The organism is Pseudoalteromonas sp. BZB3 (assembly GCF_040104455.1).
In the GTDB taxonomy this organism is placed as follows: Bacteria; Pseudomonadota; Gammaproteobacteria; order Enterobacterales; family Alteromonadaceae; genus Pseudoalteromonas.
In genome coordinates, this window is the sequence record NZ_JBECOS010000012.1 from 220,294 (window position 1) to 232,165 (window position 11,872).

8 protein-coding genes are annotated in these 11,872 nt (G+C 41.1%); 4 read left to right on the top strand and 4 right to left on the bottom strand.

From position 1 onward, the window contains the following. Positions 1-48: 48 nt before the first annotated feature. Together ABMY35_RS14550 and ABMY35_RS14555 are read right to left on the bottom strand one after the other, a co-directional pair. Positions 49-1,620, bottom strand: a complete 1,572-nt coding sequence (locus ABMY35_RS14550) for an EAL domain-containing protein (protein WP_349286870.1) — start codon at positions 1,618-1,620, stop codon at positions 49-51. A 125-nt stretch (positions 1,621-1,745) separates the two neighbouring features. Next, a complete protein-coding gene (locus ABMY35_RS14555) occupies positions 1,746-2,252 on the bottom strand; it encodes a GNAT family N-acetyltransferase (RefSeq protein ID WP_349286871.1) in 507 nt (168 codons plus the stop codon). A gap of 248 nt (positions 2,253-2,500) precedes the next feature. Between ABMY35_RS14555 and ABMY35_RS14560 the strand changes: the two genes are divergently transcribed. Both ABMY35_RS14560 and ABMY35_RS14565 read left to right on the top strand, forming a co-directional pair. Beyond that, positions 2,501-3,064, top strand: a complete 564-nt coding sequence (locus ABMY35_RS14560) for a carbohydrate binding domain-containing protein (protein ID WP_349286872.1) — start codon at positions 2,501-2,503, stop codon at positions 3,062-3,064. Between the two features lie 78 nt (positions 3,065-3,142). Further along, entirely contained in the window at positions 3,143-4,429 is a 1,287-nt protein-coding gene (locus tag ABMY35_RS14565) for an oligosaccharide flippase family protein (RefSeq protein WP_349286873.1), read from the top strand. 52 nt (positions 4,430-4,481) lie between these two features. Here the strand turns inward: ABMY35_RS14565 and ABMY35_RS14570 are convergent, their stop codons facing one another. Further along, positions 4,482-6,611: a cation:dicarboxylase symporter family transporter gene (locus ABMY35_RS14570; protein WP_349286910.1), complete on the bottom strand. Its 2,130-nt coding sequence runs from the start codon at positions 6,609-6,611 to the stop codon at positions 4,482-4,484. A 554-nt stretch (positions 6,612-7,165) separates the two neighbouring features. Here ABMY35_RS14570 and ABMY35_RS14575 point away from each other — a divergent pair. Next, a complete protein-coding gene (locus ABMY35_RS14575) occupies positions 7,166-9,076 on the top strand; it encodes a serine protease (protein ID WP_349286874.1) in 1,911 nt (636 codons plus the stop codon). A 118-nt stretch (positions 9,077-9,194) separates the two neighbouring features. Here ABMY35_RS14575 and ABMY35_RS14580 read toward each other — a convergent pair whose 3' ends face one another. Further along, complete coding sequence (locus tag ABMY35_RS14580) at positions 9,195-10,574, bottom strand: M28 family metallopeptidase (protein ID WP_349286875.1); 1,380 nt, start codon at positions 10,572-10,574, stop codon at positions 9,195-9,197. Positions 10,575-11,191: 617 nt separating this feature from the next. Here ABMY35_RS14580 and ABMY35_RS14585 point away from each other — a divergent pair. After that, complete coding sequence (locus ABMY35_RS14585; RefSeq protein WP_349286876.1) at positions 11,192-11,797, top strand: arylesterase; 606 nt, start codon at positions 11,192-11,194, stop codon at positions 11,795-11,797. Positions 11,798-11,872 lie beyond the last annotated feature (75 nt).

Genomic DNA, 11,872 nt, shown 5'->3' on the forward strand with positions numbered 1-11,872 from the left:
CAGTCTACATGAAAAGGTTACTAACTCGCCATATTAGGTACATACTTTTTAAATATCACTCAGCAAACAGGCTTTGTGGTATTTCCAGCCTTGATGTAAATACACGCCTTTATCGACTAAGTAATCTGCTTGCGCTTGAGTCTCAACGCCTTCTGCCACCACATCAATTTTAAAGGTTTTAGCAAGCTCAATCAGGGCATCTAACATAGTCGCAAGTTGAGATTCGGTGCCTATGGCCGCCACATAACTTTGATCGATTTTGATAATATTAAGTGGTAACGACTTTAAATATTGTAAGCCCGCATAGCCCGTACCAAAGTCATCTATCGCCAACAAAATACCTTCGGCTTTAAAGTCTTGAATGGTTTGCATAATTTGCTGATTATCAAACTCTAACAGCTCGTTTTCGGTCAGTTCCAGCACTAACAAGGGAATGATCTGATTTAACTCTAATATCAGAGTTTTAAAATGCGCGTCTTTTAAATGCTCGCCAGTGATATTGATATTCACCTTTTTAATTTTATGCTGTTGAGTGAGCACTTCCGCGTCTTGTATTAGTGTTTTTATGATTTCATAGGTCATCTCTTTGAGTAAGTTATTGGCTTCTATATCAGCCAAAAATAAGTTAGGTGTTAATATGCCTTCAATCGGGTCATTTAAGCGCACTAAGGTTTCTGCACCGATAAAACCACGGGTTTTGGTATCCCAAATGAGCTGATAAAAATTAGTCACTTGCCCTTGAGCAATGGCATCTTTGAGCTGACTTTTACGGCTTTGATAATATTTTTGATAGCTCTTAACTAGTAAAAACAGCAGTAAAAATGTCACCCCATAAATGACTAAGCTGATAGTAGATGGCTGATAGACTTTTTTATAAAGCGCATCTTCATTGATGGCTAACAACAACGACAAGGATGACAAATTTTCAAGGGGAGATCCCACCAACACGTGCGACTGACCATCATCAAATAGGCTACTTTCGAACGTAATTGGCTTATTTATAGGAAACAATTGATTGTCTACTGGCAAGCTATAATCGCCCACTTTAAAAATCGGCACACCCGATTTTGAGTCAGCAATCACAATGTAGTTATAAGGTCTATCTAAGTCATCTAGGTGGCGATTTAATATGGATTGCGGTAACAGTGCGTTTATCTCATAGCCGTCGGTGCGGGTTTTCGCGATAACCAGCGCAGCCTCGCCAATAAAGCTAGTGTGAATTGGCCCAAAGAAACGTAACTCTGCCGAACGAGCCGGCTTCGGTCCCGCTGTTTTAAGAGGTGTATTTAGCTTACTCCAACTGGTACAAATTAACTCACCGTTTGGGTTCACTATGCCCATTTCGGCAATGTTGGGAATTTTAAAGTGCGCACGGCGAAGCTCATACAAGGTTTGCTCAGTGCAAGCCGAATCTAGATCGTCATGCTCTATAAAGAAGTGATTAAGTTGTTCGATCTGCTGGTTTAAATCTCGCAATAGCCAATTAAAGTCAGACTGTACCTGAGTGAGCAAAGCTTGCTTTTTATTAGCTATTTCTCTTGGGTAAAGTATTGCGATGACGATCAGCATCCCTGCCAACGCAATACTAAATGCTTTGAATTTATATCTGAATTTCGGCACTTTACCCTAACCTGACTTTGCCGCCACCTAAGCAAGCTTATTGATAACTTGCTACAACGTTGAAGGCACTGACATTACTACAGATTTATTTCAGATATATTACATTTAGGTACAGATATTTCTTGTTAGAGGATCAAAGTCATAAAACACGAATGCGGATCAACCTTATAATCACCAAATGGCCCACATGGTTCAAAACCATTTTGGCTATACAACTTGCGAGCGGGAGCAAAGAAATCCATAGTGCCAGTTTCTAGACTGAGACGTTTCACGCCATTGAGCTTGGCATACTTAATAACATGCTCGAGCAATTGACGACCCACTCCTGTACCTCTTGCTTTGTTGCTGGTGCGCATTGATTTTATTTCACAGTGATAAGGTGATAAATATTTAATCGCGACACATCCTACGGCCTCATCACCGCGCCATGCACTCCAAAATTTAATGCTCTCACTTTGTAGAACATTAATATTTAGAGTATGCACGCACTCTTCTGGTGAGGTTGCATACATATCAATGATATGCTCTTTCAAAAGCTTGATAACTTGTCGCTCTTCAAGCCCACCTATGCGTATTTGAGCCGGTAAAAAATGCAGAGAAGCTGTGTTTTGGTAACATAATGCCGCTGTCATAATAAAGTCACTTTTAAATTTATCCGACAACTTACAAGCAACTCCCAGACCATATTTTCCGCTATGATTTTATTGAAAAAAATTCACTGCTATTTTTGTATTGCACCAACTTAGTATTTTTAACTGACTATAACAGTGCAATGGCTTTCAAAACCTTCATGTTTGTACTTTTCAGCCTGTCTGATCCTTTTGCTTTTTATATCACCTCACCTTTATCGTGGCGTTATCAAGAATAAAGGGACACTCTCATGAATAAGTTAGCTCTCGGCATAGGCGCCATACTCTCTGTTGTTTTACTTAGCTGCCAAGTTACAGACTCAACCAAACTGGATGAAACGCAATGGCGTTATGCAACCGATCCGCACGGTAGTCAAGCTATTTTGAATGGCTCACTCGTCACCACTGAGCGTGTAGAAATTGCTTTTAAACGAGTTCCTCGAGTAGACAAGCTGAACAACTCTTGGGTTGAGCTCATTTACGACCTCCCAAGCAAGCAGTTGCCTGAGCAGGCTAGTATTACTCTGACCTATCAAAGTGATAAAGATATGGTCATCAAGTTATCGCAAAAAGACTATGGGGGAGAAGGCGATAAAACATATGCTCATTACCAAACTGTTTTACCTGCAGCCAGTACTTGGACGACTCAGACGGTCACCCTAAATGACTTTCAACGACCGAGTTGGACACCCGCTTCTTCAATCGATAAAGGCATTATTACAAATCATGTCTCTGCGCTGTATTTTGTCCCAGACTTAACCGATGCTAAAGGTGGTGAGGCTTACATCAAAATACAAAGCGTGAGTGTTAAATAATACCTCAGGCTGTCTACTTCCACATTCTATTCAAAGTTTGGTGATAATTTATTAAAAAACGCGAATTAGGGTAAGAATGTGGAAGACCAAAAAAACTATTTAAGCCGAGGTACCTGGCTACTCGTTTTCTCAATCATTTTTGGTTATACAGCTGACTATTGGTTCAATGTCACATTAAGCCAGCATTTAGAAGCACATCAATATGGTGACTATAAAGTCGCATACAGTATCACTATGCTTGCATCAGTATTGGTTTTACTTGGTGGTGACAGACTCGCCCCTCGAATTTTATCTAAGCATATCGCTAATAAAGATAACTCAGCGGTATCAGCGTATTTAGCTTGCTATATAAAACGTGCGTTTATCATTTCAATTTTTATTATCTCACTGATTTGGTTTTTAAGTTATTTCCATGTCATTCATTTCGATGCTGATGGCCACCATGCCCTATCTTTAATGATTGTTGCAGTCCCTATTATTGCGCTGGGTGCTCTACTAAGCCGAGTACTGCAAAGTGCCAAACTACTGGCTTTTTCTAATTTACCATGGCGTGTTGCTCTCCCTCTTTTAAAAACATGCGCAGTCCTAGCGTTAGCGTACTTTTATATTGAGCTCAGTGTTGAGCTTGTCATTTTTGCGGGGATCATGATCGTGATTGTCATTGTGGTATGGCAAATATGGTTATTATTTCAAAAGAATATCATTACTCTTACGCCTTTTGAGTCCGCCACTCCTGACAAGGCACTGCTTAAACAATCAATTCCTATGATGTTAGCTATGCTGGTGACACTGATGTTAAATCAAACTGATTTATTAATGCTTGAATGGTTGGCAAATGAGCACGATGTTGGGCATTTTTCTGCAGCCAATACCCTTGCGCATATCATTCCTGTGACGCAGGTTACAATTGCGAGTTTATTTCTGCCACTGATTGGCAGGCAACTTGATAATAATCCAGATTTAGCTAGCAAACTTTTTGGTAAAGCAAGGTTTATTACTCTAGTCATGACCACTGTAGTCGGTTCATTACTTTGGTTTATCTCTGATGACTTATTGAAGCTGTTCGGTACAGACTATTCTGATGCGAAAAATGCTCTACTGATTTTAATTCCAAGTTATGCGATAACGGCTGTTGCGGCGATCACTGCCACTTGGCTGCAATATACTGGGCAAGGTAAGCAAGTTATGGGGTTTGGTGTGATTGCCGTTGCGATTAATGTGATTGCCAATATGTTATTTATTCCTAAATTTGGTTTAACTGGTGCTGCGCTTGCAACGGCTCTCTCATTATCGACATGGAGCTTGGCTGTTCTTTTATATCACCGTTTAGATAGTAACGATTTGCTCAGTTCCGTTGAGAGCTAAAACAACGAGAGCACGGCTTTAATCCGTGCTCTCAAACCTTTTTGGAGCTTCGCTACTTTTTCTCGTCGGACTCTATGACATCATCAAGTACCGACCAGCGGGTTTCTTTTGACTTGGTTCCTTGCCCTAAAATCCAATAATTGTAGGCATTATCAATGCTGCCATTGATTTGTTGAATAGCCAGCCAAGCATCGACATAACTCAATAAATCTAAATTGCGTTTTGCAACAGCGAAACCAACCGGGTACTTTTGCATGTCGCCTTCAGGCACAACGACACCATATTCAGGGTAGAACATACTCCATGCAAACCCAGCTTCTGCACTAATGACTAAACCATCGAATTGATCTGGCGATTTAAAGTAATCTTGCAAAGTCGTCAGCTGTTTAAACTGAATTGAGCTGGTACGCTGGCTCACCTGCTTTAATAAAGGGCCGTATTCCATGTGCGCAAAGTTTAAATCACCTGAGCTTCTAATTTGCTCAATGCTTTTAAAGCGCGCGAGCTCATAGTCTCTCGCTAAAATTGCCAATTGCAGTTCTAACACCTTGTGGCTGAAACGCACTTTCGTTAAGTCGGCTACATTTATCTCGAGGCCCGACATCGCAATATCGAAATATCCTTTATTAAGGTATTCGCTCAATTGGTGCTTTTTGAATGGAATAAACTCGACTTCAACATCTAAGTCACTGGCTAATTTATGGGCCAGGCTAATGTCAAAGCCGACAAGTTCATTTTTCTGATTGAAATAACTAAACGGTACGTTATCGACTACATAGCCAATACGCAGTAAGTTGCGCCTCTTAATAACGTCAATATTGGTTAAAGACAATTCACCGCTTTGATAAGCTTTTGGTACGTGGTTCAACACATGTGCTGGTACTTTATCTGACACCACCATGTTCGCTATGACTTCATTCGCTGCTTTGCTGCTCGCAGCCAGTTGAGTATTAAGGGTAAAACTGGCCAGCATAAAAGCAGGCAATAGCGCCGATGGCAAAATAACATAATAAGCCGCTCTTAACCTTTTAAAATGCAGCTGTTTTCGACAATAAAAAATACTCAATAGTACAAAGGCAAAGATATACACCACTGTGGTTGGCGAGACAACTTTGGCACTGAGTACCGACATTGAAAGATAGAGTTGGTAGCTGTCAGCGGGGATCCGCAAGCTGTCTAATAAAAACGGGATCGCAATATGTACGTTTGCAAAATAGCTCAACATAGCCGAGAGCGTCACATTGGGAATATCGCTAAAACTAACGGGATTGCCCGTTAACCAAGCCGCGAACATAACAAATATCAGGGTCGTTAATTTACCTAAACTCGGGAAAGTATATGCAATTGGTACCAAAACCTCGGCAATATGATCTGACTGTTCATCATTACGACCAATTTTACGCATGTGGGCTTTAATCCCTTCGGTGATCACTGGCAGCACAATAAATACATTGCCTGTACTAAAAGCCGTTATCCAGGCATTTCGCATCACATAAATTAAGTCTCTGTATTTTATTGGCGTTGCAGCCGCCACTGACATTGGCAATAACACCAGCATTAAATATAAGCCTAAGCACAGTACCAACACCCAATACACTTGCAAGTTATGTAATTGCTCAACGCTCAATGTACCTGCTGTACTGGCAGTCATTGCAAAAATACCGATAGGGAAAATAGCGATGATTTTTTTAGAGATCACGGTCAGCCCTTGACCTACAACTTCAAGAAAGTCTAAGACTTGGCTTTTTCGTTTGTTAGCAATCAGTGACATACCTAAAGCAATACAGAAAATCACAATAGCCGGTACATTACCTTCAGCTAAGGAGGCAAAAGGGTTATCTGGAATATACTGTGCAACAAAGTCAATCGATGTCGCCGGAGAGATCAGAGCAGGAGAGAAAAACGTACCCGCATCATGCTTTGGTAAAGTGAGGGTAAAGCACCATATAGCGGCTAGACCAACGATCCACAAAGTTATCATCACAGTCGCTGCTTTTACTAAAATGCTTTTTACTTGTTCAGGATTAAATTTGCCGAGACCTACTATCAGGCTCACAACAATGTAAGGAAATATGGTTATTTGCATCAACTTCACGAAGCCGGTACCAATGGGTTGCAAAAATGCCACCCGCTCACCAAATATCAAACCAGTTGCAACCCCAAGCAATAATGCCCATAACATCCAGTTTCGATTGCCTAAAAATGCCAATATGGATTTCACGCTATCACTCACACCTTATTTTTATCTATTAATCATAGTTGTTGTTGAAAAAGTGCGGGGATTATAAAACCTTAACCTGACCTGTATCTGAATATCCCGATAAAAAGCCGACATAAACTCTGTCCTTACCCAACAACTCTGTGTGCACTCAGTTATTTGATGCTTTCGGTCACTCATCACAAGCCAAGTTGAACCCTCAAAAAGCTAATACTTTTGTATATACACCAACATAATATTAAAAAATTTCATCTGCAATATTTTTTATTTTAATAATCACAACAATCTTGCTAATTAACGAAATAAGAGAATCGATTCATTTAAAATCATACACTTAAAAACAAATCCAATTTAGACTCAGGAAACCTTGCAGCCGTCTATATTTCTAAACCGAAGGAATTTTAAAAACTTAATATTAAAACATTATTAACATTAAATTTACCTATTGAGTTTTCTAAGCTAGTTTTACCGCCGGTACTTAGTACCAATAAAAATACAAAGTTGAAGGAAACTATAAAATGAAATTAAAAATGTTACTGCCAATTCTTGGCGTTGCTTCTGCCTCTGCATTGGCTCAAGCACCATTAACCGAAGCGCAAATGATGAAATACACTTCAAAAGCGCAAAAAACCACAATTGGTAAAGCCTCTAAACTGAATTTGCCGCTTAGCAGTCAGTTTGCAACGGCAAGCATGAACGGTCAGTCTGTGATCACACAAACTGTTTCGCATCCCAATGCAAGCTATATCAAACTCCACTTCAAAAATATCAAACTGCAAAATGGTGGTAAGTTGGTAGTTCGCTCAGAAGATGGCAGCGAGCGCTACGAGTACACAGAATTTAATATGAATGCAGCGACGACTGCGCAAGGTGATGATGGCGTGTCTTCTTTCTACGCTATGTCTGTCTCTGCGGACAAAGTCGTTGTTGAATATACGCCTGGAAACAATGTGGGTAATGCGCTTTTGGCACAGAGTGAAATGAATACATTAAATGCTGAGATAGACAGCTACTATCATGGCACTGAAAATGAACTCGTTCAGCCAGCTGAGACTGACACGGGCATATACTCAACCTGTGGTGCCATGGAGCGAAAAGATGTTCAGTGCTGGGCAAATTCTAACCCAACTGAGTTTGAACGCTCACGCCCTGTTGCTCGACTGCTGATGAACGGTGCAGGCTTATGTACAGGTTGGCGTGTAGGTAGTGACAACCGCATGTTTACCAACAACCACTGTGTAGATTCAAGTGCAGAGCTTGCCAACACAGAAGTTTGGTTCAATTATCAGCATACCTCATGTAATGGTTCAACATTAGATACCGTTGTAAAAGTAACAGGTAAAGATCTACTTAAAACTGACTACACGCTAGACTACACGCTATTTACTATCAATGATTTCGCGAAAGCGGCACCATTTGGTTACTTTGGTCTTGATGTGCGTGATGCTACACAGGGCGAGCGAATTTACATCCCTCAACATGGCTCAGGTAACCCTAAAGAGTTATCAATTGAATCAGATCGTGATGCGACAGGCTTATGTTCAGTCAATGACGCAAACGCAACCGGTCGTGGGACGGGCACTGATTTAGGTTACTACTGTGACACCATTGGTGGTTCGTCAGGTTCTCCTGTTTTGGCAGCCCAAACAAATAAAGTCATTGCCCTTCACCATTTAGGTGGTTGTACCAACAAAGGCGCTAAAATCAGCCTGATCTGGCCACAAGTATCGAGTCACTTCAACGGACAGATCCCGAATGGCGATAATGGTACTGGCCCTGTTGATCCGGTCGATCCACCAAGCAATGAACTTCAAGATGGTGTTGCAGTATCAATCTCTGGCGCGACTAATTCAGAGCAATTCTTTACTTTTGATGTACCAGCAAACAAAGCAGAAGTATCTTTCAACATTACGGGGGGCTCTGGTGATGCTGATTTATACATCCAACAGGGTACTAAACCTTCGAAGTCGTCTTATAGCTGTCGTCCATACAAAAATGGTAACGAAGAAACGTGTACTGTAAATAACCCAACTGCGGGTACTTGGCATGTGATGGTTCATGGTTATCAAGCTTTCTCTGGCGTGTCGCTAAAAGCTCAGACTGCTGATGGCACAAGTTGTGGTGATAGCTGTTTGCAAAATGGCGTGCCTAAAACCAACCTGTCTGGCGCTTCTAACTCTCAAGTAGTTTACACCATTGATGTTCCTGCGGGCGTCACGCTTAATGTAAATACCTCAGGTGGCACAGGTGATGCTGATCTGTATGTTAGAAAAGGCCAAGCACCGACGACTTCGACCTATGACTGTCGCCCTTACCGTAACGGGAATACCGAAAGCTGTAGTTTAAATACGGGTACCGGTGGCACTTACTACATTATGTTACGTGGTTACAACGCTTATAGCGGTTTAACGCTGACTGCCAGCCACTAATTTCTAAAGAAGTTCACTTTCTTACTAAAAAGCCTCAGTCATGACTGAGGCTTTTTTATTTATGACTGGAGCATAACTAGCTTTGTATTGTTCTTCATAGCCACTATCAGTACATACTTCAGTCCCCAAAATCTCCAGCGTGACCCGGGAACACCACTGGGCTTTCAAACCCGTCTTTGCTAACACTGGCAACACCAAAGAAGTAGTTATCAATCACCACATTTTTCAGCGTATAGCTGTCGACTTTGCCGACAAACTTACTGTATTGCCACTGCGGTGCGTCTGTCAGTCGCCAATAGATTTTATAACCTGCTAGCTGTGGGTTTTCTTTTTTGTCAGCAAGTTGCCACGACAGTGTAGTGTCTGGTGAAACAGCCCCCTTGATACTGACTTTTGCTGGTGGCGTCGGTGCCCATGCCATGCCAGCAAGCGAGACGGCGTTGAGCGCTGTTAATTTAGCCGCATAATCGAAGTTGACGCCATCAATGGTGTCACCATAGACAATACCGTTTTCGGTGCGTAAATCTTGATGCTGTCTGTTGTAGTTTTCGTTGGTTTCCATAATGCGCACACCCGGAAAGCCTAAATCATTAAATGGGCGATGATGTCCACCACGGCGGAATCTATCTAAACGATATACCACCATGGTATCTAAATTTGGAATATAACGGTCGGCCATCAAATCTATGTAACGTGCTAAATTGCGGCTTGGCGAGTCAACTTCGCCACCACGAAAACGGCGATTGCGAATATCGTCTTCGCTTTCTGTTTGTCGAGTGCCTTCGGCAAATATGCGTGCGGTAGTGTTATTGATCACCCCATTCACGCCTTCGATATTGCCGATCATGTCGTTATTCAATACCGCCTTTAATCGCCAGCCATCTGCTTTTGCATGCTTTGCCATGATCTTGCCACCGAACAAGCCTTGCTCTTCACCTGCAAGCGCAGCATAGACAATACTGCCATTAAACTTGTATTTGCTCAGTACACGCGCGGCCTCTAGCGTGCCAGCCAAACCCGATGCATTGTCGTTTGCACCCGGTGCATCATCGGTGAAGTTCATCACGTCAGTAATACGCGAATCAATGTCACCTGACATCATCACATAACGGTTGGGGTCTGTTTGCCCACGCTGTACAGCGATAACACTCACCACTTCAGTTGGGTTTGGTATGCGCTTTTCACTACTGATAACATCTGATTGGTAATACACCTCTAAGCAGCCACCACAGGCTTTTGAAATAGCTTCAAACTCAGCCTTTATCCAGCGCCTAGCTGCGCCAATACCTCTAGTATCCGACTTTGTTTCTGACAACGTATGGCGCGTGCCAAAGCTGACAAGTTTTTTGATGTCTTTTTCAATATTCGCCGCCGATATGGCTTGATTGATGTCATGAAGTTTATGTTGATCGATGTATTCTATTTGCGTCTTTGCATTCACTATTGTCGCAACCAGACTGAATAACGATGACAGTGCAATGGGTATGAAGCTCTTCATGTATTGTCGCCTTTTTTATTGTTTTAACGTTTAAGTTATGCCTTTACGGCAAGTCTCACAAGTAGAGCCATCTTGCTATACGGTGAGTTCATCCCGTACGTTTTCATAGTAGAAACATTTTTTATGAATGCACTGTCTGCATCATTTAAAATTAATAATAAAGGATGCTTTTATATGTATTCTAACGACAATAGTTGCATGTTCTAAAAATTAGGTGCAGATTTAGGAACTTGATAATGATTCTTAATAAACTTTTTAATAGGGCGTCTCTTTTAAATGGCAAAGCAAGTCTTTAAACCAAGCTCATATTTTTTAGCTGCGTTTTGTTTTTTGGCTTTATTGGTATTCAATATGATTGAAGATAACATTTATAGTGTAATGTTGTTTTTCTGCTTATTTTTCCTTTCTTTGCTCTTTGGTATTAACCAACGTTTTAACCTACTTAAATTTAAAGAGCAGAAAACGAAAAAGCCCACTACGTTTAACACCTTTCAATAGGTGAATAACGTAATCCTAATTGTTGCTTCTTAAAGCAGTCCTTTATATTCTTTTCAATCGTTTACTTGATGTTGCTTATATCTTGTTAAAAGCAATTTTCTCACAGCTAAGGTTTAAGCATGCATTTTTTGAAAATATTCAGCTTACTTTTCATTTTCTTTTTAACAGGATGCAGTGATGCGCCTAAGCTAACCCGTTTACAGCAACATGATGTTATTCTGGCCTTTGGTGACAGCTTAACGCAAGGTGTTGGGGTGTCTAAGCAATATAGTTATCCAAGTGTGCTTGAGACACTCTCTGGTGTGAAAGTAATCAACGCTGGTGTGTCAGGAGAAACAACCAGTGAGGGGCTAAATCGATTTACCGATGTCATTGAGCAACATGCGCCTGCTATTGTTATTTTATTAGAAGGGGGCAATGATATTTTACAAAATAAAAACCTCGATGAAACCCAAGCAAATCTGAATGACATGATCGAAATAGCAAAAAGCTACGGCGTTGAGGTTGTGCTCATTGGGGTGCCTCAAAAAAGTCTTTTTTCGAGTTCTGCGCCGCTTTATCAAATTCTAGCAGACAAGCATCAAATTGTATTTGAGCCCTCATTAATCGCTAAGCTAATGAAAAAGCCATCCATGAAATCTGATTACATTCACTTCAATAGGGCTGGTTATGAAACGATGGCTGAATCAATTCATCAACTTCTAAAAGACAATGGGGCGTTGTAGCCACTAGCTTTTAAACCTGCCGGATTCTAAAAACGACAATAAAAAAGGAAGCTTATCGCTCCCTTTAATGGCTGG

Excerpts from the sequence above, each read along its gene's own strand:
- ABMY35_RS14575 (WP_349286874.1), top strand. The coding sequence starts at position 7,166 with ATGAAATTAAAAATGTTACTGCCAATTCTTGGCGTTGCTTCTGCCTCT.
- ABMY35_RS14580 (WP_349286875.1), bottom strand. The coding sequence starts at position 10,574 with ATGAAGAGCTTCATACCCATTGCACTGTCATCGTTATTCAGTCTGGTT.
- ABMY35_RS14585 (WP_349286876.1), top strand. The coding sequence starts at position 11,192 with ATGCATTTTTTGAAAATATTCAGCTTACTTTTCATTTTCTTTTTAACA.
- ABMY35_RS14560 (WP_349286872.1), top strand. The coding sequence starts at position 2,501 with ATGAATAAGTTAGCTCTCGGCATAGGCGCCATACTCTCTGTTGTTTTA.
- ABMY35_RS14555 (WP_349286871.1), bottom strand. The coding sequence starts at position 2,252 with ATGACAGCGGCATTATGTTACCAAAACACAGCTTCTCTGCATTTTTTA.
- ABMY35_RS14570 (WP_349286910.1), bottom strand. The coding sequence starts at position 6,611 with ATGTTATGGGCATTATTGCTTGGGGTTGCAACTGGTTTGATATTTGGT.